The sequence below is a fragment of the Pseudarthrobacter sp. NIBRBAC000502771 genome, from assembly GCF_006517215.1.
GTDB lineage: Bacteria > Actinomycetota > Actinomycetes > Actinomycetales > Micrococcaceae > Arthrobacter > Arthrobacter niigatensis.
Genome location: NZ_CP041187.1, coordinates 1,276,480 through 1,299,075 on the forward strand (window position 1 = coordinate 1,276,480; position 22,596 = coordinate 1,299,075).

General features: G+C 66.3%; 20 protein-coding genes and 1 pseudogene. 12 read left to right on the forward strand and 9 right to left on the reverse strand.

The window, feature by feature from the left end:
* Positions 1-29: 29 nt before the first annotated feature.
* From NIBR502771_RS06075 to NIBR502771_RS06085, 3 genes are read left to right on the forward strand one after another with little or no spacing between them, the layout of a single operon-like run.
* Entirely contained in the window at positions 30-551 is a 522-nt protein-coding gene (locus tag NIBR502771_RS06075) for a GNAT family N-acetyltransferase (RefSeq protein WP_168225722.1), read from the forward strand.
* Between the two features lie 42 nt (positions 552-593).
* Positions 594-1,034, forward strand: coding sequence for a MarR family winged helix-turn-helix transcriptional regulator (locus tag NIBR502771_RS06080; RefSeq protein ID WP_141158952.1), 441 nt, complete (start codon positions 594-596; stop codon positions 1,032-1,034).
* A 46-nt stretch (positions 1,035-1,080) separates the two neighbouring features.
* Positions 1,081-2,307 carry an MFS transporter gene (locus NIBR502771_RS06085; protein WP_141158953.1) on the forward strand — a complete coding sequence of 409 codons (1,227 nt, stop codon included), beginning with the start codon at positions 1,081-1,083 and terminating at the stop codon, positions 2,305-2,307.
* A gap of 111 nt (positions 2,308-2,418) precedes the next feature.
* On the opposite strand, the gene NIBR502771_RS06090 is transcribed toward NIBR502771_RS06085, so the two are convergent.
* From NIBR502771_RS06090 to rraA, 3 genes are all read right to left on the reverse strand, one after another.
* Positions 2,419-3,861 carry a sugar porter family MFS transporter gene (locus tag NIBR502771_RS06090; protein ID WP_141158954.1) on the reverse strand — a complete coding sequence of 481 codons (1,443 nt, stop codon included), beginning with the start codon at positions 3,859-3,861 and terminating at the stop codon, positions 2,419-2,421.
* A gap of 224 nt (positions 3,862-4,085) precedes the next feature.
* Positions 4,086-5,750 carry an MDR family MFS transporter gene (locus NIBR502771_RS06095; protein WP_141158955.1) on the reverse strand — a complete coding sequence of 555 codons (1,665 nt, stop codon included), beginning with the start codon at positions 5,748-5,750 and terminating at the stop codon, positions 4,086-4,088.
* Positions 5,751-5,869: 119 nt separating this feature from the next.
* Positions 5,870-6,367, reverse strand: coding sequence for a ribonuclease E activity regulator RraA (gene rraA / locus NIBR502771_RS06100; protein ID WP_210411338.1), 498 nt, complete (start codon positions 6,365-6,367; stop codon positions 5,870-5,872).
* A gap of 119 nt (positions 6,368-6,486) precedes the next feature.
* On the opposite strand from rraA, the gene NIBR502771_RS06105 reads away from it, so the two are divergent.
* The 5 genes from NIBR502771_RS06105 (at position 6,487) to NIBR502771_RS06125 (ending at position 11,659) form a co-directional block, all read left to right on the forward strand.
* Positions 6,487-7,773, forward strand: coding sequence for an MFS transporter (locus NIBR502771_RS06105; protein ID WP_141158956.1), 1,287 nt, complete (start codon positions 6,487-6,489; stop codon positions 7,771-7,773).
* 137 nt (positions 7,774-7,910) lie between these two features.
* Complete coding sequence (locus NIBR502771_RS06110; protein WP_141158957.1) at positions 7,911-8,519, forward strand: TetR/AcrR family transcriptional regulator; 609 nt, start codon at positions 7,911-7,913, stop codon at positions 8,517-8,519.
* A gap of 289 nt (positions 8,520-8,808) precedes the next feature.
* Positions 8,809-10,008 carry an NADP-dependent malic enzyme gene (locus NIBR502771_RS06115; RefSeq protein WP_141158958.1) on the forward strand — a complete coding sequence of 400 codons (1,200 nt, stop codon included), beginning with the start codon at positions 8,809-8,811 and terminating at the stop codon, positions 10,006-10,008.
* A gap of 93 nt (positions 10,009-10,101) precedes the next feature.
* Entirely contained in the window at positions 10,102-10,605 is a 504-nt protein-coding gene (locus NIBR502771_RS06120; protein ID WP_141158959.1) for a DUF456 domain-containing protein, read from the forward strand.
* Positions 10,606-10,681: 76 nt separating this feature from the next.
* Positions 10,682-11,659 carry a hypothetical protein gene (locus NIBR502771_RS06125; RefSeq protein ID WP_141158960.1) on the forward strand — a complete coding sequence of 326 codons (978 nt, stop codon included), beginning with the start codon at positions 10,682-10,684 and terminating at the stop codon, positions 11,657-11,659.
* A 19-nt stretch (positions 11,660-11,678) separates the two neighbouring features.
* Here the strand turns inward: NIBR502771_RS06125 and NIBR502771_RS06130 are convergent, their stop codons facing one another.
* Positions 11,679-12,320: a LysE family translocator gene (locus NIBR502771_RS06130; protein WP_141158961.1), complete on the reverse strand. Its 642-nt coding sequence runs from the start codon at positions 12,318-12,320 to the stop codon at positions 11,679-11,681.
* A 107-nt stretch (positions 12,321-12,427) separates the two neighbouring features.
* Between NIBR502771_RS06130 and NIBR502771_RS06135 the strand changes: the two genes are divergently transcribed.
* Complete coding sequence (locus NIBR502771_RS06135) at positions 12,428-12,883, forward strand: Lrp/AsnC family transcriptional regulator (protein WP_141158962.1); 456 nt, start codon at positions 12,428-12,430, stop codon at positions 12,881-12,883.
* A gap of 14 nt (positions 12,884-12,897) precedes the next feature.
* Here NIBR502771_RS06135 and NIBR502771_RS06140 read toward each other — a convergent pair whose 3' ends face one another.
* A complete protein-coding gene (locus tag NIBR502771_RS06140) occupies positions 12,898-13,356 on the reverse strand; it encodes an Lrp/AsnC family transcriptional regulator (RefSeq protein ID WP_210411392.1) in 459 nt (152 codons plus the stop codon).
* A 326-nt stretch (positions 13,357-13,682) separates the two neighbouring features.
* Here NIBR502771_RS06140 and gluQRS point away from each other — a divergent pair, with 326 nt between their 5' ends.
* Together gluQRS and NIBR502771_RS06150 are read left to right on the forward strand one after the other, a co-directional pair.
* Positions 13,683-14,579, forward strand: a complete 897-nt coding sequence (gluQRS, locus tag NIBR502771_RS06145) for a tRNA glutamyl-Q(34) synthetase GluQRS (protein ID WP_141158964.1) — start codon at positions 13,683-13,685, stop codon at positions 14,577-14,579.
* 9 nt (positions 14,580-14,588) lie between these two features.
* Positions 14,589-15,203, forward strand: coding sequence for an HD domain-containing protein (locus tag NIBR502771_RS06150; protein ID WP_141158965.1), 615 nt, complete (start codon positions 14,589-14,591; stop codon positions 15,201-15,203).
* Here the strand turns inward: NIBR502771_RS06150 and NIBR502771_RS06155 are convergent.
* Both NIBR502771_RS06155 and NIBR502771_RS06160 read right to left on the reverse strand, forming a co-directional pair.
* Entirely contained in the window at positions 15,200-16,516 is a 1,317-nt protein-coding gene (locus NIBR502771_RS06155; RefSeq protein ID WP_141158966.1) for an ATP-binding protein, read from the reverse strand. The two genes, NIBR502771_RS06150 and NIBR502771_RS06155, sit on opposite strands and share 4 nt — an antisense overlap.
* A gap of 120 nt (positions 16,517-16,636) precedes the next feature.
* Positions 16,637-17,584, reverse strand: coding sequence for an L-lactate dehydrogenase (locus NIBR502771_RS06160; protein WP_141158967.1), 948 nt, complete (start codon positions 17,582-17,584; stop codon positions 16,637-16,639).
* A 90-nt stretch (positions 17,585-17,674) separates the two neighbouring features.
* Between NIBR502771_RS06160 and ggt the strand changes: the two are divergent.
* Positions 17,675-19,527 (forward strand): annotated as a pseudogene (ggt, locus tag NIBR502771_RS06165) (gamma-glutamyltransferase).
* A gap of 90 nt (positions 19,528-19,617) precedes the next feature.
* Here ggt and NIBR502771_RS06170 read toward each other — a convergent pair.
* The gene (locus tag NIBR502771_RS06170) at positions 19,618-21,132 is read right to left on the reverse strand and encodes an amino acid permease (RefSeq protein WP_141158968.1); all 1,515 of its coding nucleotides are present in this window, start codon (positions 21,130-21,132) and stop codon (positions 19,618-19,620) included.
* 27 nt (positions 21,133-21,159) lie between these two features.
* Positions 21,160-22,575, reverse strand: coding sequence for an aspartate ammonia-lyase (locus NIBR502771_RS06175; protein WP_141158969.1), 1,416 nt, complete (start codon positions 22,573-22,575; stop codon positions 21,160-21,162).
* Positions 22,576-22,596 lie beyond the last annotated feature (21 nt).

The following is a 22,596-nucleotide window of genomic DNA, read 5'->3' on the forward strand; positions in this document are numbered from 1 at the left end:
TCGTTCGGTTCCTGTGCAAAGCTGGGCAGGTGACCCCTGCTGAAGATGCCGTTCCTGCCCTGTTTACCGCCGACGTCGACGGCGGGACGTTCAGACTCCGCCACGCCACCCGCGCCGACCTGCCCGCCATAGTGCGGCTGCTGGCCGACGACGCCATGGGGGCCGGACGGGAGTACGGCGCGGACATGGAACCCTACGAACTGGCTTTTGAAGCGATCGCGGCCGACCCCTCCCACTTGCTGGTGGTGGGCGAATTGGTGCGGCCCGGCGAAAATTCTCCAGCGGTGGTGGCCACGTTCCAGCTGAGCTTTCTCCCCGGCATTTCCAGGCACGGGGCATGGCGCTCGCAGCTCGAGGGCGTCCGGGTGGACGCGTCCCTCCGCAGCCAGGGGATCGGGAAGCTGATGGTGGGCTGGGCCATCGCGGAGTCCCGCAGGCGGAGCTGCAACCTGATGCAGCTGACAACGCACCAGAGCCGCACGGCCGCGCATCGGTTTTACGAACAGCTGGGTTTCGAGGCCAGCCACGTCGGGATGAAGTTGACCCTCTAGGGCCTTGACCGTTAGGTGCCCTAAATGTTAGGCTACCTAACGATGAATGACATAGATCCCCAGTTGGAGGAACTCGCCGGCGGGTTCCGCGAAGCCCTCCGCCACAGCGTTTACCTGGTCCGGCGGCTCGACGCGGACGGTGAACTCAGCGCCGCCCAGCTCAGCACCCTCAAGATGCTGCTCGGCGATGGCCAGCGCGTCGGCGAGATCGCGCGGAACCTCGGGGTCCGCGTGCCCAGCGCCACCGAGCAGATCATCAAGCTTGAACGCGCAGGCCTTGCGCGCCGCGAACCTGACCCGGCAGACTCCCGCGCCGTCCGGGTGATCCTCACCCCCGAAGGCCGCGCCGCCGTCGACGCCGCGAACAAGCGCCGCAACCAGGTGATGGCAGACATCCTCAGCGGCCTTACCGACCGGGACCGCAAAGCCCTGGCGGAAGCCCTTCCGGTGATCGACAAAATCAATGCGTCACTCCAGAACTGAACCACCCACCCGCACTGAAACAGCCACGAACTTAGGAGTACCCTCCATGGACGGCCAGCTCGCAGAAACCCTGCCGGCACCAGAATCCACCCTGCAGGCCGAAAAGGCCTCGTTCCTGAAGCAGCCCAAGGCAGTGTGGGCTACCGCCCTCGCCGCAGTGTTCGCTTTCATGGGGATCGGGCTGGTGGACCCCATCCTCCCGGCAATCGCCACCAACCTCAATGCCAGCCCCAGCCAGGTATCGCTGCTCTTCACCAGCTACTTCCTGGTCACCGCACTCGCCATGCTGATCACCGGCTTTGTTTCCTCCAGGATCGGGGGCAAGAAGACCCTGCTGATCGGCCTGGCCGTCATCGTCGTCTTCTCGTCATTGTCCGGCCTGTCCGCGAGCGTCGGTGAATTGGTGGGCTTCCGCGCCGGCTGGGGCCTGGGCAACGCCCTGTTCGTGGCCACCGCCCTCGCTGTAATCGTGGGCGTGGCCAGCGGCGGTGCCGGCACCGCCATCATCCTCTACGAAGCCGCCCTGGGCCTTGGCATCTCCCTGGGCCCGCTCCTGGGAGCCCTTCTGGGCGGCTGGCAGTGGCGCGCACCGTTCTTCGGCACTGCGGTCCTGATGGCGGCCGCCTTCATCGCCCTGATCGCCCTGCTGCCTAAAACGCCGCTGCCCGAACGCAAGGTGCGGCTGCGCGACCCGCTGCTGGCGCTGGGCCACAAGGGCCTCCGTACGACGGCGGCAAGCGGCTTGTTCTACAACTACGGCTTCTTCACCATCCTGGCTTTCACCCCCTTCATCCTGGGCATGAACGCCTACGGCATCGGCGGCGTGTTCTTCGGCTGGGGCGTAGCCGTGGCGGTCTTCTCCGTCTTCGTTGCCCCGCCCCTGCAGGCCCGCTTCGGTGCCGTCAAGGTCCTGACCGGCACCCTGTTCCTGCTCATGCTGGACCTGGCCGGGCTGGGACTGGCCGCCGGGCACTCGGTTCCGGCCGTCGTCGTCCTGGTGATCGTTGCCGGTGCCCTGCTGGGCGTCAACAACACCATCTACACCGAACTGGCCATGGGCGTTTCCGATTCGCCCCGGCCCGTGGCGTCCTCCGGCTACAACTTCGTCCGCTGGATGGGCGGAGCCTTGGCCCCCTTCCTGGCAGCCCAGCTCGGTGAACACTTCGGTCCGCAGGTTCCGTTCTTCGCCGGTGCCGTGGCCATGGTGATTGCCATCCTGATCGCCTTCGGTGGCCGGGCCTACCTGTCCTCGCACGAACCGCACGTCGTGTAGATATCCGGACAACGAACAAACCCTCCATCACACCAGGTGATGGAGGGTTTGTTGTTTTCCGGCGAAAGCCGATGGGGCGTCCCCGGAAAGGCCGCAGGATGTGATGGGGTGTTATTTGGCTTTCGCTGAACCCTTCGGCACGAACAGCGTCTCTGCCTGCTCCAGGGACATGCCGTTGGTCTCCGGCACCTTGAACATGACGAAGAAGAAGGACGCGGCAGCGAACAGGGCGTACATGGCATACGTCAGCGGCAGGGACGCCGAGGCCATGACCGGGAAGCTGAGCGTGATCGCGAAGTTGGCCACCCACTGCGCCGCCGCAGCGAGGCCCAGCGCGCGGGCGCGGATCCGGGACGGGAAGATCTCGCCCAGGAGCACCCATACCAGCGGACCCCAGGAGGCGCCGAAGCTGATGACGAAGATGTTGGCGGCCACGAGGGCAACCGGACCCCATGCGCCGGGGAGGCTGATGTCCTCGCCCGAGCCGGTGGCGGAGGAGAAGGCCAGGGCCATGGCGCCCAGGGACACGGCCATGCCTACGGAGCCGGCCAGCAGGATGGGCCTGCGGCCCACACGGTCCACCAGCGCAATGGCCACCAGGGTGACCAGGATGTTGGTGATGGACGTTGCCACCGAGATGGCCAGGGAGTCCTTCTCCTGGAACCCCACAGCCTTCCACAGGGTGGTGGAGTAGTAGAAGATCACGTTGATCCCAACAAACTGCTGCAGCACGGAGAGGATGATGCCCACCCAGACCACTGCCTGCAGGCCCAGGGTCTTGCCGCGCAGCGATCCCTTCTGGCCGGCCACCTTGTCCTCCTCGATGGCTTCGCGGATATCGCGGATATGGCGCTCCGTGTCCTCCGCGGGTGCGATCGAGTCGAAGATCGTCCGGGCCTCGTCCTCCTTGCCCTGGAAGACCAGGAACCGCGGGGATTCGGGCAGGGTGAAGGCAACCCAGCCGTACACGATGGCCGGCACCGCAGCACCGAGGAACATCCACCGCCACGCCTCAATGCCCAGCCAGAAGGCCTGGTCTGCGCCCCCTGCGCTGGTGGCGAAGAGCGCGTCGGAGAGGAGGGCAGCGAAGATACCCGTGGTGATGGCAAGCTGCTGCAGGGATGCGAGGCGGCCGCGGACCTTTCGCGGTGAAATCTCGGATATGTATGCCGGTGCGATTACGGACGCCAGGCCGATGCCCAGGCCGCCTACCAGGCGCCAGAAGACCAGGTCCCAGACGCCGAACGCGAACCCGGTACCGATGGCGCTGACCAGGAACAGCAGCGCGCCCAGCTTCATGGCCGGAATGCGGCCGTAGCGGTCAGCCACTTTGCCGGCCAAGAAGGCTCCGGCCGCGCAGCCCAGCAAGGCGATGGCCACGGCAAAGCCGGTCACTGCCTCGGACAGGGCAAATTCTTCCTTCATGGCGTCCACGGCCCCGTTGACCACGGACGAGTCGAAGCCGAAGAGGAATCCGCCCACCGCCCCCGCAAGTGCCAGCCAGATCACCCGCCGCGGTATCCCGGTATTGGTCTGCTCCTGTGCAGTGGGCATGGTTCTCCCTGGGTTTGGGGGTTTATGGATGCGGTGCGGACGTCGTCGGCTGCGGTACCGGCCGGAGGGGCCGGCGCACACGCGCTAAACAGTGTGGCACGTCACCGCCGCAGGTTCCACTTGGCAGGGTCTGCCCGGGCCTTAAGGAACGACGACGACGGCGGGCCGTGCCGCCGTCGTCGTCTCATCCCACTGTCCCGCTCACCCCGGCAGGGTGCCCGGCGTCAGTGCGCCGGGATCTGCATGCTGTCGTCGTCCTGCGGGGATGCTTTCTGGTCCGTCAGCTTCTTGCGGGGAAGGGCGAAACTGATGAGGAATGCCAGGCCAGTCAGGGCCGCGGCCGTCAGCATCACCGTGTCAATGGACGTGGCGAAGCCTTCGGTAATGGGCCTGGTGAGCGTGCTGTTGGCGGTATGGAGCCAGCTGGTGTCGTTCAGGGAGTCGTTGGACGCGCCGTTCTTGAAGAAGTCGTACAGCTTGGCATTGGCGGGGTCCGACGCGACGGCGGGATCCTTCAGGACGGCCAGGTAGGCGGGGTCCGTGGTGGCGGCCTTCATGCCGTCGGCAATGCGGCTGGCCGCCAGGCTGAAGAGCATGGAGATGAAGACGGCGGTGCCCACGGCGCCGCCCATGGAGCGGAAGAACGCTGCGGAGGAGGTTCCCACGCCCATGTCCCGCGGCGGTACCGAGGTCTGCATGGCCAGGGTGAGCGGCTGCATGCAGAAGCCCAGGCCGACGCCGAAGAAGACCGCGATGACGCCCGGCACCCAGAGCCCGGTGTCAACGCCCAGGGAGAAGCCCATCACCAGGGCGGCCGCGGTCAGGATGCCGGTGCCCATGATGGGGAAGATGCGGAACGTCCCGGAGGCGGAGATGGTGCGGCCGGCGGTGATGGAACCGAACAGGATGCCCACGGTGAAGGTGATCATCATCAGGCCGGCCTCGGTGGGGGTGAGGCCCTTCACGAGCTGGAGGTACATGGGGAGCATCGCGATGGCGCCGAACATCCCGATGCCGATGATGAAGTTCAGCAGGGAAGACAGCCCGAACGTGACGTTGTGGAAGAGCCGGAGCGGGATCAGGGCGTAGTCGCCGGCACGCTTTTCCGCCAGCAGGAACCACGCAATGCCCACCACGCCCAGGCCATAGCAAAGGAAGGAGTTCAGCGACGTCCAGCCCCAGGTGCGGCCCTGTTCGGCCACCAGCAGGAGCGGAACGATGGCGACGGTGATCGCGGCTGCGCCCCAGTAGTCGATCTTCTGCTTCAGGTGCTTGGCGGGCAGGTGCAGGAACAGGAAGACCACCGTGAGCGCGGCGAGGCCAATGGGGATGTTGATGAAGAACACCCAGCGCCAGCCGTCAAAACCGAGGATGTTGGCGGAACCGGCGAACGCGCCGCCCACCACCGGGCCCAGGACGGAGGAGATGCCGAACACCGACATGAAGTAGCCCTGGAACTTGGCGCGGTCCTTGAGCGAGACGATGTCGCCGATGATGGTCAGCGCCAGGGCCAGCAGGCCGCCGGCGCCCAGGCCCTGGATGCCGCGGGCAGCTGCGAGTTCGGTCATCGAGTGGACCGAGCCGGCGTACAGCGAGCCCACCAGGAAGATGAGGATCGCCGTCAGGTACAGCGGCCGACGCCCGAAGATGTCGCTCAACTTGCCGTACAGCGGCGTGCTGACGGTGGACGTGATGAGGTACGCGGTGGTGGCCCAGGCCTGCAGCGAGAGCCCATCGAGGTCGTTGGCGATGGTGTAGATGGACGTGGAGACGATGGTCTGGTCAAGCGACGCCAGGAACATGCCCAGCATCAGGCCCACCATTACCGTGACGATCTGTCGTTGCGTCAGTGCTTCTCCGGCACGGGGCGCGGAAGGGGCTTTGGACATGGGTGCTCCAAGGAAAGAAAAGGATATAAGCAGCGATAGTTGCTTTCAGTAACTATCTTACCGGTTCTTTCTATTCCCCGTCCTCGGATTTTTACCGAAGAAGTTTTGCCCGCCCTTCCTCACGGCTCCACGAGGATGCCGTCCGGGTCGCACCAGACGGTGGCTCCGGGGCGGAAGGTCACGCCGTCGATCACTACATCCACGTCAACCTCGCCGGCTCCGGCCTTCTGGCTTTTGCGGGGGTTGCTGCCGAGCGCCTTGACGCCAAGATCCAGTTCCGCGATGGCCAGCCGGTCGCGGATGGCGCCATTAATGACGACGCCGGCCCAGCCGTTGGCCACGGCGCTTTCGGCAATCATGTCCCCCATCAGGGCAGTCCCCAGCGAGCCGCCGCCGTCCACCACCAGGACCGCACCGTTCCCCGGGGAGCCGAGCGTGGACTTCACCAGGGCGTTGTCCTGGTAACAGCGGATGGTCCGGACCGGGCCGCTGAAGTGGGAGCGGCCGCCCAGGGACTGGAACTGCAGCGAGACGGACGCCAGCCCGTCGCCGCGCTCATCATAAAGATCGGCGGTGTTCACGGCCGGGGCGGATCCGGTTCCTGCTGGTGTGGTCACGTGGCTCTCCTCGCCTGGTGGTGGATTATGCACATGCGGCGCCTTGGGACGGGCGGCGCGATACCGCCCACGATAGTCTGATCCCACTGCCAAACGGCCGCACCGGGGGGAGCCACGCAATGAGCCTGTCCAACACTCCCGCGCCCTCGGGGCCGCCCGCGGAAGAGGAGAGCACCGGGGCGGCGCTCGCCGAGCCGGTGCGAAAGGTCACCGCCCGCTGGGTGACCGGCCTGGTGCTGGTGAACGTGGGTATCAACGCGGCATTTTTCGGGCCGATTAACGTTTTCATCGGCCAACAGGCCATCAGCATCGACGCGCCCAGCAAGGAAGCCATCCTCTCGCTGGTCACGGCCTGCGGCGCGGCTGTTTCCCTGGTGGCCAATCCCCTGGCCGGCGCGTTCTCGGACCGGACAACGTCGCGCTTCGGCCGCCGGGCTCCGTGGGTGCTGGCCGGGGCAGTGCTTGCTGCTGCGGCGCTTGTGGCTATGTCCTTCTCGGGCGCCGTGGCCCTGATGGTCCTCTTCTGGTGCCTGGTGCAGCTGGGCGCAAATGCCGCCTACGCAGCGATCACCGCTGCGGTCCCCGACCGGGTCCCCGTGGTCCAGCGCGGAGGAGTGGGCGGCCTCGCAGCGATGGGCCAGACCCTCGGCATCCTCACCGGGGCGGTTTTCGGAGCCGTGGTCTCGGGAAACTTCCTGGTGGGCTATTGGCTCTGCGCAGGGGCCCTGCTGCTGTCCGTTCTGCCGTACCTGTTCCACCGCAATGACCCCGCTCTGCCCAAGTCGGAACTGGAGGCTTTCCGCCCCCGGGTATTCATCAGGGGCTTCTGGATCAGCCCCCGGCGCCACCCGGACTTCGCCTGGGCCTGGCTGACACGGTTCCTGGTGAACGTTGGCAACCAACTGACCATCGTCTACCTGCTCTTCTTCCTGCGGGACGTCATCCACCATGAGGACCCCGCCGCGGGAGTGCTGGTCCTGACGGGCATTTACGCCGTCATGGTGATGATCACCGCCGTGGCCGCTGGGCCCTGGAGCGACCGGGTGGGGCGCCGGAAGCCCTTCGTCATCGCCTCCTCCGCCACCATCGCGATGGCGGGTGCCATCATGGCGTTCTTTCCCGTGTGGCCCGGAGCCCTGGCCGGTGCCGCCGTCCTGGGCATTGGGTTTGGCGCCTACCTTGCCGTTGACTTCGCACTGTTGACCCAGGTCCTGCCCTTCGCGGTCAGCCGCGGCAAGGACATGGGGGTCATCAACGTGGCCAACTCGCTGCCGCAGGTGGTTGCCCCGGGGCTGGCGCTGCTGGCCGTGGCCTACTGCGGCGGCTACCGGACACTGTTCCTCACGGCGGCGGTCATCGGACTGTTGGGCGCCGTCTTCGTGGTGAAGATCAAGGGCGTCGACTGACCTTGCGGCCCTTGATAGTAAGGGTGGCTGACGAATTAGGGCACGGACCTGTGCCGTATAGTTGAACCGGCTGCAGGGCGGTACGGAAGTGGGGGCGCTCCTGGCCGCAGTCGCTAAAACACAACCCCGGAATGCTGATGCCCGAGACTTTTTCAGACCATCCGCCCATGGCCGCCAGGCCTTCCGCTCCGCGCCAGCGGCTCCGCTATGCACGGATCCTCGACACCGCTGCAGGGTTTGCCCGGACCGGGCTTGACGCCGTGGAACTCTCCGAGGTCGCGGAAAAAGCGGACGTTCCGCTCGGCACGCTCTACCGGTACTTTCCCTCCCCAACGCACCTGATGCTCGCCTTGTACCGCCAGCAGCTGGATGAGCTGCAGGCAGGGTCCCGCGGCTCGTCCCCGCGCTTCCGCGGCCGGGCGCTTTCCGGCCTGCTGATGGAGATCTTCCACATGCGCGTCATGCAGCCCGCGGTGGAGCAGTGCCTCAGCCGGGGCGTCTACCTCCCCGAGAAGGACACCACGGATCTGCTGCGCGAGATCGACGCGCTCAGTGAGAAGCTTGTGGCCGGAGCCTGCGGTGATGCCGTTGGCGCCCGGGTCCTGCTCCTGACCGTCACTGGTCTGGTCCAGTCAGTGCGCAACCGCCGCCTCTCGCTCTTCGAAGCCGAGGAGGACCTCAAAAAGGCCTGCGGACGGCTGTCCCCCGGTGCTGAATCAGGGTTCACAGTGGGCAAAACCGCGTAACTGGTCTAGACCAAAACGGCATTAAATCCGCCATAATCACGTGATGCGGACCACAAGATATCCTGCGTAAGCGTTTTAGCAGGGTTGCTTCGTGTCAAGGGTGGCCGGACCGCACCCCTGGGGCTGCCTACCATGGAGGCACAGGAGCGGCAGGGCGGAAACATCCCCGGCGTTCCCCACGGACCCGCCACCCCTGGGTTTCCTGTCGCACTACTTTCCATGCTGGGCCCGCTGCCGGGCTCCAGCCCCATGTGCCGTGCGCCCACGGCAAGCACCAGGAGACAACGACGTGTCCATTGACGCAATCACCGCCACCGACAACTCAGCAGCCACTGCCCTGACCGAAGAAGAGATCTTCGGCGCCCACCAGGGCGGCAAGCTGTCCGTCACCAGTACTGTTCCGCTGTCCAACAAGCGGGACCTGTCCATCGCCTACACGCCGGGTGTCGCCGAGGTCAGCCGTGCCATCCATGCCAAGCCCGAACTCGCCCGCACACTGACCTGGGCGGAACGCCTGGTGGTCGTGGTCAGCGATGGCACCGCCGTCCTGGGCCTGGGCAACATTGGCGCCAGCGCCTCGCTTCCGGTGATGGAAGGCAAGTCCGCCCTCTTCAAGACCTTTGGCGACCTCGACTCCATCCCGCTGGTCCTCAACACCACCGATGTGGACGAGATCGTGGAGACCCTGGTCCGCCTCCGCCCCAGCTTCGGCGCCGTGAACCTTGAGGACATCTCGGCACCGCGCTGCTTCGAGCTTGAGGAAAAGCTCATCGAAGCCCTGGACTGCCCGGTCATGCACGACGACCAGCACGGCACCGCCGTGGTGGCCCTTGCTGCCCTCACCAACGCCGCGAAGGTAACCGGCCGCGGCCTCGAAGGGCTCAAGGTCGTGGTGTCTGGTGCAGGCGCGGCCGGAATCGCCGTCGCCGAAATCCTGCTGGCAGCCGGCATCTCCGACGTGGTGCTGCTCGATTCCCGCGGTGTCATCAACAGCAACCGGGCCGACCTCGCCGCCAGCCCCGCGGGCAAGAAAGCGGACATCGCCGGCCGCAGCAACCCCCGCGGCATCTCCGGCGGACCCGCCGAGGCACTGGCCGGTGCCGACGTCTTCATCGGCGTCTCCTCCTCCAAGCTGGACGAGGCGCACCTGGCCACCATGAACAAGGACGCCATCGTGTTCGCGCTGTCCAACCCGGACCCCGAAGTCCTGCCTGAGGTCGCCGTGAAGTACGCCGCCGTTGTGGCCACGGGCCGCAGTGATTTCCCGAACCAGATCAACAACGTCCTGGCGTTCCCCGGCATTTTCCGCGGTGCCCTCGACGCCGGCGCCCGCCGCATCACCCCTGCCATGAAGCTTGCGGCGGCACGCGCCATCGCCGAGCTCGCCGAAGAGGAGCTGTCGGCCGACTACATCGTGCCCAGCCCCCTGGACCCCCGCGTGGCCCCGGCAGTCACCGCCGCGGTCGCCGCAGCGGTCGAAGCAGGGTAGGGCTTCCTTCCCCGGAAACCACGACGGCGGTGCCTCCTTTCCTGAAGGAGGTACCGCCGTCGGGCATTAAGGCAGCACCCTAGACTGGGCACCATGAGCTCCGAAACCGTGGTGACCATCCTGTGCGGCCTGGCGATCCTGGTGGGGGTGGCCGGCACCATCATTCCTGTTCTGCCCGGGAGCGTCCTGATCGGCGTGAGCCTGCTGGCGTGGGCCATCTGGGGCGGTGCCGGAGCGGCGGGATGGGTGGTATTCGCAGTGGCCATGATCTTTGTGGCCGCAGGAATGACAGCTGGCGCCGTCCTCACCGGCCGGAAACTGAAGCAGCACGCCATTCCAAGCCGCAGCGTCGTGGTGGCTTTGGTGGCGGGTGTGGCGGGAATGTTCATCATCCCGGTAGTGGGACTCTTCGTTGGCTTCGCCGCCGGGCTGCTGGCCAGCGAGTTCCTCCGCACCCGGAACATGTCGACGGCGGCGCGATCCAGCTGGGCGGCACTGAAGGCCACGGGTCTGGGAATGCTCGCCGAATTCGGGCTCGCCTGCCTGGCTGCCAGTACCTGGGTGATCGGGGTGTGGATAGCCGCGGCCGGCGCTTAGAGTCCCAGGCCCCCAGCCCGGCGCCGCCTTCCGGGATGGGCGTCCGCCTCCGGCCGGCCGCGGTTAGCATGGAAGGATGGGCTCCGGGGAAACTGCACCGATCTACTGGGACAGCCGCGACCTCACTCCCTTCGGCCAGCCATACCTGCGCACTCCGGTCCACGACCTTGCTGGAGGTGTGGGCGGCCTGCTGACCGGCGTCCTGGGCGGGCGCAATCCCGCCCTGCTGTCCGTCGACGGCGAGGTGCCCCGGCTCAAGCGGCTGATGCCCAAGCCGGCCAAGGCGGTCCACGAGGCTGTCTTCACGAGCCGCGAACCGGAACGCCTGATCACCCTGGCGCGCGCCTACCCCGGCTGGGCCGGTCTCTGCTACCTGATGGCCGGACTGCTGATATACAAGCATGGCGGCTACCTGAGGGCTTCCGAGCTCCTCCAGCGCGGCCTCACCACCAGGAACGATGACGAGGCGAACCGCTACTCCTCCACCTACCTCACCCGGATCGTCACCAGGATAGAACTGGCCGAGCGGGTGGAGATCCCCGTCCTGTTCAGTGAGGAATCGGTGTTCCTGGCCCTCGCCCACTCGCTCCGCGAGACGGGCCGCACGGAAGCTGCTCTCGATGCGCTCACCGGGCTGCCGCCGTCGCTGCCCATGGCCCTGGCGCGCTGCTCTCTGGCCCTTGCGCTGGGTCGAACCCGGACCGTCATCGACTGGACCGACGGACTGCTGAACGCGGACGATCTTTCCGCCGCCCTGCTGCTGGTCCGCGCCCGTGCCTTGCGCAGGGAGGGCCGACTGGACGCCGCACACCAAGCCATCGCTGAGGTACTCCGCCGTCGCAAGACCCACCTGACGCTCCGCAATGATGCGTTGACTGACCGGGCGCTGCTGGTGCTGGAATCAAGCCGCCGGACGCTGAACCCGCGTGACTGGGGCCGCCGGCGCCCGGACCCGGAACCGCAGCGCGAGCTTGGGGCGCCGGTACCCATCCGCAAGGACGAGGAGATGCGGCGGATCTGGGAGCAGGACTGGAAGGAACTCAACGGGGACTAGGAGCCCCCCTGACCCGGTGCTACGCCCGGGCGGCCAGAAACGGCACCAGCTGCTCACCGAGCAGCACGGCCCCCAGCACCACCATGATGATGCCACTGGCGAGGGTCACCGCCCGGGCGGCGCCGGGCCTGCTTCGCAGCAGCGTGCGTGAGAGCAGGGCCACCACGGTGTAGACCACGCCCACCAGGACAACGAACGTCATGCCGAGCAGTCCGGACTGCACTGGCACGGGCAGGGAAGCATCGGCGCTGATGAACTGTGGGATGAGCGCCACGTAGAAGAGCAGGCCCTTGGGGTTGATCCCGCTGGTGCCCATGCCCTGCAGGAAGGTGCGCAGCTGGGTGCCGGAGCCGCCGTCGGCATGGGCGCTGAAGGTGGCCCTCCGCCAGGACCGGAGGGTTCCCACCCCGAGCCACAGCAGGTAGCCGGCACCTGCCAGGGTGATCCAGCCCAGGACGCCGGGCAACCCGGCCAGCACCGCGGCCAGTCCTGCCACCAGCAGGACCGTGTGCAGGATATATCCGCCGCATAGTCCTGCCACCGCCGGAACGAAACTGCGCTGCCTCAGTCCCGCTGCGATGGTGTAGGCCCAGTCCACTCCCGGCGTGCACGCCAGGGCGGCGGCCACCACCAAAAAGGCCAGGAACAGCTGCGGATTCATGGTTTTCTCCTGTCGGGAATACTCTCAGGAGCAACCATAGGGAGAATTCAGCCAAAAGTGCTGTCCGGTTTTCGCCCGACTCACCGCCGAACCGATATGTTTATTGCGTGATCGACAGTATCGACAGGAATATTTTGCGCCACCTCCAGGAGGATGGCAGGATGACGGCCACGGCGCTTGCTGCCAAGGTGGGGCTGACGGTGGCACCATGCCACCGGAGACTGAGGGAACTGGAACAGTCCGGAGTCATCCGCGGCTACAAGGCGGACGTCGACCCGGCTGCGGTGGGCCTGGGGTTCGAGGCGATCGTGTTCGTCACGCTCCGCCAGGTGGACAGGTCCACGATGGAGATTTTTGAGAACCGGGTGGCAGGGAACCCGAACATCATCGAGGCCCAGCGGCTGTTCGGCTCGCCTGACTACCTGCTGAAGATCATCGCCGAAGACCTGCCGGCCTACCAGCGTTTCTACGACACCGAGCTCACGTCCCTGCCCGGGGTGGAGCGGCTGACGTCAACGCTGGTCATGAAGAACCTGAAATCCAACGCCGGGCCGCCGGTGTAGCAGCTGGGCAACGGCTACCCTTCGAGCAATCCGGTGGTGCGGTACGGGATGACCTCGCGCAGGAACATGCTCGTGGACGTCCTGACGATGCCGGGGCAGAGACGGATTTCCTCGGAGACGCGGTAGAGGTCGTCAGGGCTTTTGGCCACCACGCGGATGAGGAGGTCGGTGTCCCCGGCCGGCGCGTGGCACTCCAGGACTTCGGGGATCCGCCGCAGTGCATCGATGGCCTCATTCAAGTGGCTTTGGTCAAGTTCTGCGCTCACGGCCGCCGCGACGCCGCGCCCCAGGGCCGATGGCAGGACGCGGCTGCTGTTGGGCCGGAGGGCGCCCGACGCCGCCATCCGCTCCATCCGTGACTGCACGGTTCCGCGTGCCAGGCCCAGCTTTTGGGCGAGCACCATGACCGGGATCCGCGGGTCCTGATCCAGTGCATTCAGGATCCGCTTGTCTGTTGCGTCCAGTTCCTGCAATCTGATCACTTCCTGCCTGCTTCCGCGTAAGGAATTGATCAGTATGACTAACCAAAGTCCTGCTTGTTGTACCAACTGTAGGTGGTCTGCTGGAATGGTGGCAATAAGGGCAAGAGCTACCGCTCGAACCCGCAGGCTTACAGGTTTCCCGGCACACCACCCGCACCCTGGACACCGCTTCCCGCAAGGAGGCCGCCGCTGAATGAGGCTTGTTCACACCATGCTCACTCTGCAAACACGGCAAGAGCCCCTGGGTTACCGACGTCGGAATTCCGCTGTCATCGGTAGCTGAGGGGCTCTTGTGTCGTTCGGTCTAGGGTTGGTTCATGACGTCCGCCGGCCGCTTCGCCCCCAGCCCCTCCGGCGAACTACATATCGGGAACCTCCGCACCGCCATGCTCGCCTGGCTCTTCGCCCGCTCCACCGGCCGGGCCTTCCTGTTGCGGGTGGAGGACCTCGACCGTGCCCGCGCGGGGGCGGAGGCGGAGCAGTTACGGGACTTGGCCGCCATCGGCGTCACCTGGGACGGCGACGTGGTGAGGCAGACGGCCCGGGGGCCCCTCTATGCCGAGGCAATCACCCGGCTCACGCGGGCGGGCCTCACGTACGAGTGTTTTTGCACCCGCCGGGAGATCCAGGAGGCGGCGTCCGCGCCGCATGCCCCGCAGGGCGCCTACCCGGGAACCTGCCGAAACCTGGACCGCGCGGAGCTGGAGTTCAAGCGTTCCGTCCGGCCCGCCGCCCTCCGCCTGCGGGCCGGCGTCGCGGAGTTCACCGTGACGGATGTCCTCCGCGGACAGTTCACGGGGGTGGTGGACGACTTTGTGCTGCGGCGCAACGACGGCGTCACGGCCTATAACCTTGCCGTGGTGGTGGACGATGCCGAACAGGGCATAGACCAGGTGGTCCGCGGTGATGACTTGCTCCCGTCCACCCCCCGCCAGGCGTATCTCGCAAGCCTGTTGAATATTCGAATACCGGAATATGCGCATGTTCCCCTTGTGGTGAACCAAGACGGCGTGCGGCTGGCCAAGCGTGACGGTGCGGTCACGCTCGCTGACCTGGCGAAGACCGGGGTGGCGGCAGGGGAGGTCCGGGACAGGCTGCTGGCGTCCGTCGGACTGCCGGGCGGGACGCTGGGGCAGGCGTTGCCGGCCTTCCGCCCCGGAGCCCTGCCCCGGGAACCTTGGGTGTGGACACCCAAGGCGGCAACCACGCCCTAGGCTTAGTGCATGTCACGCGAGCACTTTCCGGAGCAGAACCCCGCACCCAGGTTTACGGTGGAAACAGCCAAGGTCCTGGCCGAAGTGGCCCACAACAGGCAAAAGGACAAGCTGAAGCGCCCGTACCGGGAGCACGTCCTTGCCGTGGGCGATGCCCTGGCGGACTTCGACGACGAGATCCGGATCGCCGGGTATCTCCACGACATCGCCGAGGACACACCTATCACCCGCCAGGCACTGCTGGACATGGGGGTCCCGGAGCGTTCGGTGGACATCATCGAGCGCGTCACTAACCGACTGCACAGCAACCCGGATGATTACCAGGCCGGCATGCTCGAGATCGCCCAGGACCATGACGCCGCCCTGGTCAAGATCGCCGACAATGCCCACAATTCGCTGCCGGAACGTGTCCAGGCGCTCGCGGCGAAGTGGCCGGACAAGCCTCCGGTCACCAAGTACCGTGATGCCAGGCCCGTGCTGTATGCCGCCGTAGAGGTGGAAGAAGTCCGGAAGATCCTGGCCCGGGCCAACCCATGGTTGCTTGAGGAATTCGACGCCCAGCTGGACGAGGCCGACGACACGGACTACGAAAACCTCCGGTACGACTCCGGTTCCGGGAGCTAGACCCGCCCCAGCGCCTCGATGTCCTCAAGGAAATCCGCCTGCACTTCAGCGCTCACGGTGGTCCGGGTGTCACCGATGGCATCCAGGTAGTCCTGGGTGGAAGGGCCCTTCCGCACCGCCTCCCGGACGGACACATCGCCCCCCGAGGCCAGCCCGCCGTCGTCGTACACTGCCTTTTCCAGGGCCCGCTGTGACGCGCTCCGGGCGGCATACTCGATATCCGCCGGGGAGAAACCATCGGTGCGCTCCACCAGGAGTTCCACGTCCACGCCGTCCACCACGGTGGCGGGGATGAAGCGCTGCCACATGGCTTCGCGTGCCTGCCGGTCCGGCAACCCGATGGGGATGACGTAGTCGAACCGACCGTGGCGCAGGAATGCAGAGTCCAGGGCGCGGATGAAGTTGGTGGCGCAGACCAGGAGCCTGCCGGGCTGTTCGCGGAACGCCGGGATGATCTTGAGCAGCTCGTTGGTCACGCCCTGCAGCGGCGACGGCGGGTCCCCGGCCCGTTGCGAGGCGATTTCCTCCACCTCGTCGATGAACACCACCGCGTGCTCCAACTCGGCGATTTCCAGGAAGGTTTCGCGCAGTGCGCCGGCCAGGCCCTGGGGATCACCGGCCAGCCGCGAGGGGAACACTTCCACGAACGGCCATTCGAGCCGGGACGCGATGGCCTTGGCGAAGGTGGTCTTGCCGGTGCCTGGGGGGCCGAACAGGACGACGGCGCGCGGCGGCACCACGCCGAATTCATCGGCCAGGTCCGCCTCGGCGAGTGGAAGCACCAGGCGGCGTTCGAGCAGTTCCTTTTCCTTGCGCATCCCCGCCACGTTTTCCCACAGGTCGCGTGCCAGGACCCGGCCGCCGAGCTGGCCGAGGGCACCGAGCTCCTGCCGCTGGACCGGGATGGTGCGTTCGAAGTAGCGGAGGTTCTTCTTGAGCGCGAAGCCGCGGCCCAGGAACGCCTCCACCCGGGTTTCGGATTCCGGCATCAGCGCCGAGAGCTTGTTCAGGCCATGCGGGGCCATCCGGTTTTCGACGGCGGCCAGCAGCGAGGTGCCGATGCCGCGGCCCCGGTATTCGGGCAGGGTGGCGAGGAAGACAATCCAGCCCTGGTCGTGGGCGGCCCGCCCGACGGCGGCGCCCACCACCTGCTCACCCAGCACCGCCACCACTGCATGGTCTTTTTCGCAGGAGGCGAGGACCTCGGACAGGGCATAGACGGGCTCCACGTTGTTGGCCTTAAGCGTCTCCCACAGGTGCAGGATCCCGTCCAGGTCCGCCGAATGGAAATCCCTGATCCGCCAGTTGGTCATGCGTTACTCCTGTTGGTTCGTCGTCGAGCCAGTCCCGGTGGGCCAGCGTTTGGCACCTGGAAGTGAGCTTATGCGACGCCGCCGCCCGGGAGGGTTGCGGCGGCGTTGCATGACGTCCACTCAGAGGCCCAGCGCGTCCATGGAGTGCCGCAGGGTGTCCGCGGAGTGACGCAGTGCTGCCAGCTCGTCGTCGTCCATGGGTGTCTCAAGAACCCGGTGCACGCCGCCGCGGCCCACCACGCTGGGCAGGGAAAGCGCCACCCCGGAGATCCCGTAGAGCCCCGACAGGACCGTGGATACGGGCAGGACGGCGTTGTCGTCGCGGAGCAGCGCTTCCACGATGCGGGCGCCGGAGAGGCCGATGGCGTAGTTCGTGGCCCCTTTGCCCGCGATGACCTTGTAAGCGGCCTGCACCACTTCCTTGGCGGCGCCCGTGAGGGATTCGGGCGTGAAGATCCGTTCCCCGCCAACCGTCCAGTCGCGGATCGGGACCGGGCCGATGGTGGCGCCGGACCACAGCGGGAATTCGGTGTCGCCGTGCTCGCCCACCATGCTGGCGTGGACGCTGGTGACGGAGACCCCTGCCCGGCGGGCCAACAGCCAGCGCAGCCGGGACGTGTCCAGTACCGTTCCGGAGGAGAAGATCCGCTCCGGGGGCAGTCCGGAAATCCGCTGCGCGGCCACCGTCAGGACATCGCACGGGTTGGTCACCAGGACATAGACAGCATCCGGTGCCTGCTCCAGCAGCGGCGGCATCAACTGCTCCAGGATCCGCACATTGGTGCCGGCCAGGTCCAGCCGGCTCTGGCCGGGGTTCTGCTTGGCGCCGGCCGTGATGACCACGACGTCGGCGCCTTCCGTAACGGCGATGTCCCCGCCGCCTGTTACGGTGGCCGACGCCGCGGCGAACTGGCTGCCATGGGCAAGGTCCAGGGCTTCAGCCTCCGCCTTGGGCGCGTTGACATCGAACAGTGCGATGTTGCTGGCAGAGCCGCGGATCAATGCTGCGTACGCCAGCGAGGTTCCGACGCTTCCCGCGCCTACCACCGCGAGCTTGGATCCTGCCATGGTGCACCCTTCCTTTCCGGAGCCGTTGAGTGTGTCCTACCCGAAGAGTAGCGTGGCCCACATCACTCAAACCCCCATTTAGGAGCCACCATGCCACATTTCGGACGCCGGCTCGCAGCTGTTACTGCCGCGCTGGCCATAAGCGTCACCACGGGGGCCGTCAGCCCCGCAGTCGCGACAAACCCGCATGAAGGCGACGGGCGCCACACCGACAAGAACCCCACGGCCACCGGTTACGGCGGCGCGGTGAGTACTGTGGACCCGGAAGCGTCAGCGGCGGCCATCGATGTCCTCAGCCATGGCGGAAATGCCGTTGATGCCGCCGTCGCCGCGGCAGCCACCTTGGGGGTCACCGAACCGTACAGCGCCGGAATTGGCGGTGGCGGCTACTTCGTCTACTACGACGCGAAGTCCCGGAAAGTCAGCACCATCGATGGGCGGGAAACGGCGCCGGCGGGTATCACCCATGATGCCTTTATCGATCCGAAGACCGGCAAACCTTACAACTTCACGCCAGAACTCGTCACCAGCGGCGTCTCGGTGGGCGTCCCGGGAACGCCCGCCACGTGGGAACGCGCGCTGGAGCGTTGGGGGAAGTTCAGCCTGAAGAAGGCGCTGGAACCTGCCATTGAGGTCGCTGACCGCGGATTCGTGGTGGACAAGACGTTCAATCTTCAGACCACAGAGAACAAGGTCCGCTTCTCCGCTTTCCCCGCCACCAGCGAGATCTACCTTCCGGGCGGCGAGGCGCCCGCCGTAGGATCAGTCCTGAAGAACCCCGACCTCGCAGACACCTACCGGCTATTGGCAGACAAGGGAATGGACGCGTTCTACAACGGACCGCTGGCCAAGGAGATCGCCAACACCGTGCAGAACCCGCCCAAGTCCAAGGACACCACCCTCCCAGTCCCCAAAGGCTCGATGACCGAGGAGGACCTGGAGCACTACAAAGCCCTGGACCAGGACCCAACGCATGTGAACTACCGGGGCTACGACGTCTACGGCATGGCGCCTTCCAGCAGCGGCGGCACCACGGTGGGCGAATCGCTGAACATCCTGGACGTGTTCGACCTGCCGGGACTGAAAAAGGACCAGCCTGCAGTGCTGCACCACTACCTTGAGGCCAGCGCGCTGGCTTTTGCGGACCGTGCCAAGTACGTGGGGGACCCGGCGTTTGTGAAGGTGCCCACCAAGGCCCTGACGGACCCCATCTTCGGCAAGGAACGCGCTTGCGAGCTTGATCCCACCCATGCGGCAACCAAGCCGGTGCTGCCAGGTGACGTCACCTCCTACGACGGCGCCTGCCCGGTGAAACCTGCCGCTGCCGCGGACGAGAAGGACACGGAAAACATCAACACCACCAACATGACCGTGTCGGACAAGTGGGGCAACGTGGTGGAGTACACGCTGACCATTGAACAGACCGGCGGCTCCGGCATGGTGGTTCCCGGACGCGGGTTCATCCTGAACAACGAGCTCACGGACTTCTCAGCCGTGTACGACAAGGCCGATCCCAACCGGATCGAGCCGGGCAAGCGGCCGCGTTCGTCCATGTCCCCCACCATCCTGCTGGAGGACGGCAAGCCGTTCCTGGCACTGGGCTCACCGGGCGGTTCCACCATCATCACCACCGTCCTGCAGACCATCGTCAACCGCATTGACCTGGGCATGAGCACCCCGGACGCCATCGCGGCCCCCGTGCGTCCCAGCGGAATACCGCCAATGTGACAGCGGAACAGGCCTTCATTGACTCCCCGTCAGGCAAGGTCCTGGCTGCCCGCTATGGCCACACGTTTATGGCGGCCGGTGCCCCGGGAACCTCCGCCTCGGAGATCGGGGCGGCCACCGCCATCGAATTCCTCGATGACGGGCGCACCCTGGCCGCAGCCGAGCCGGTAAGGCGCGGCGGAGGGTCAGCGTTGGTGGTCAAGCCGTCCAAGTGACGGCCGGGAACTGCCCTTAAACCCCGACGGCGGCACCCGGGTTCTGCGAATTCCAGAACCCAGGTGCCGCCGTCGGACGTCTTGCGGCAGCTACTTCTTGAAGGTGTCAGCCGGAGCGTTGGCGACTACCGGGGACGTGCCGGTGTAGCCGTCGCGGGTTTCGGCGATTTGGCGGATGCGGGTGCGGCAGGCGTACCAGCCGGCGACCATGAGGATGGAGGCGATGGCGGTGACGAGCATGGTCAGGGGTGAGTCGATGAAGACCATGGCCAGGACGCCGATGAGGAAGAGCAGGGAGAGGTAGCCGGTGTAGGGGGCGCCGAACATGCGGAAGGTGGGGCGTTCGACCCAGCCTTTGTCGGCCCAGCGTTTGAGTTGGATTTGGCAGAGCACGATGGTGGCCCAGGTCATGATGATGCCGACGGAGGCGATGTTCAGGACGATTTCGAAGGCTTCGGCGGGGACGAGGTAGTTCAGGGGGACGCCGAGGAGGGAGACGGTGGCGGTGATGGCGATGCCGCCGTAGGGGACGCCTGCTTTGTTCATGCGGGAGGCGAATTTGGGGGCGGAGCCGTTGACGGACATGGAGCGCAGGATCCGGCCGGTGGAGTAGAGTCCGGCGTTCAGGGAGGACAGGGCGGCGGTGAGGACGACGAGGTTCATGATGACGTCCACGCCCTGGACGCCGATGGAGCCGAAGAACGTCACGAAGGGGCTGACGCCTTTTTGGTAGGAGGTGAAGGGCAGCAGCAGGGCGAGGAGGATGACGGAGCCGACGTAGAACACGGCGATGCGGAAGACCACGGAGTTGATGGCTTTGGGCATGATTTTTTCCGGGTTTTCGGTTTCGCCGGCGGCGGTGCCGACGAGTTCGATGGAGGCGTAGGCGAAGAGGACGCCCTGCATGAGGATGATCATGGGGAGCAGGCCGTTGGGGAAGATTCCGCCGTTGTCGGACAGGAGGCTGATGCCGACCTGCTGGCCGTCGACGGGGGTGCCGAAGATGACGAAGTAGGTGCCGATGATCAGGAACGCGACGAGGGCGGCGACTTTGATGAGGGCGAACCAGAATTCCATTTCGCCGAAGACTTTCACGGAGACCAGGTTCAGGGCCAGGACGACGAGGAGGGCGGTCAGTGCCCAGGCCCACTGCGGGACGTCGGCCATCCAGGGGATGTAGTTGCCGAAGAAGTGCATGTAGAGGGCGGCGGCGGTGATGTCCACGATGGTGGTGGTGGCCCAGTTGATCCAGTAGAACCAGCCGGAGACGAACGCGGCTTTTTCGCCGAAGAATTCGCGGGCGTAGGAAACGAACGAGCCCGATGAGGGCCGGTGCAGGACCAGTTCGCCCAGGGCGCGCAGGATCAGGAACGCGAAGAACCCGCAGACCGCGTAGGCGATGACCAGGGACGGGCCGGCCGCGTTGAGCCGGCCGCCGGCGCCCAGGAACAGGCCGGTGCCGATCGCACCGCCGATCGCGATCATCTGGATCTGCCGGGGCTTGAGGTTCTTGTGGTAGCCCTTGTCCTCCGCGTGCAGGGAGGTCTCGGACGCATGCGCGTGACCACCATCAATCAGGTGGTCGGGAAGGGGAGTATTTGTCATTGGTGTGTCCTTCGGAGCAGGTGGGGACTACTTGCTGAGGTTTGCCAGGCGTTCGGGGCTCAGGAGGTCCAGGAGCTGGGCGTCGGTGAGGAGCCCGTGTTCCAGAACGAGCTCGGCCACGCCCTTGCCGGTGGCAAGTGCTTCCTGCGCGATGGCAGTGGCGGTGGCGTAGCCGAGGTGGGGATTCAATGCGGTGACCAGGCCGATGGACTGCTCCACGGTGCGGCGCAGGTGGTCGGTGTTGGCGGTGATTCCACTGATGCAGCGGGCCGTGAGGGTGCGGCAGGCTGCTTCGAGGTGGGAGATGCTCTTGTGGAGGCTGTGGACAATGATCGGTTCAAAGGCGTTGAGCTGCAGCTGCCCGGCTTCGGCGGCCATGGTGATGGTGACGTCGTTGCCGATGACCTCGTAGGCCACCTGGGAAACCACTTCCGGGATGACCGGGTTGATCTTGCCGGGCATGATGGAGGACCCCGACTGGACGGCCGGCAGGTTGATCTCGCCGAAGCCGGCCCGGGGGCCGGAGGAGAGGAGGCGGAGGTCGTTGCAGATCTTGGACAGCTTCACGGCCACGCGCTTGAGGACGCCGGAGAGGTGGACGAACGCGCCCACGTCCTGGGTTGCTTCGATGAGGTCGACGGCGGTGACCAGCGGCAGTCCGGTGATTTCCGCCAGGTGCCGGCAGGCTGCGCCGGCGTAGCCGGCGGGGGCGTTCAGGCCAGTGCCGATGGCGGTGGCGCCCAGGTTGATCTCGTGGATCAGCAGTTCGGCTTCAGCCAGGCGCAGCCGGTCCTCGCCGATGGTCACGGCGTAGCTGCCGAACTCCTGGCCCAGGGTCATGGGTACGGCGTCCTGCAGCTGGGTGCGGCCCATCTTGACCACGGTGCGGAATTCCATGGCCTTGGCAGCGCAGGCATCCTCGAGTTCTTCGAGTGCAGCCAGCAGCTCACGGGCGGCGAAGATGGTGCCCAGCTTCACGGCCGTGGGGTACACGTCGTTGGTGGACTGGCTGAGGTTGACGTGGTCGTTGGGGTGAAGCCGCGCGTAGTCGCCTTTGGGGTGGCCCAGGATCTCCAGGGCCCGGTTGGCGATGACCTCGTTGGCGTTCATGTTCGACGACGTCCCGGCACCGCCCTGGACCACGTCCACCACGAACTGGTCGGCAAGGCGTCCGGCCATGACATCCTGGCAGGCTTGCTCGATGGCTTCGGCGCGTTCGGCATCCAGCAGGCCCAGCTCGCGGTTGGTGCGCGCGGCGGCCAGTTTCACGGCGGCAAGGCCCCGGACCAGGTGCATGTTGGAGGAGAGCTTCTGGCCGGTGATGGGGAAGTTTTCCACGGCCCGGAGCGTGTGCACGCCCCAGTAGGCGTGCGCGGGCACGTCCCGGTCGCCGAGCAGGTCGTGTTCGGACCGGACGTCTGCGGTGGTTTGGGTGATGGTCATGGGGTCCTTACGGGGCGTCGT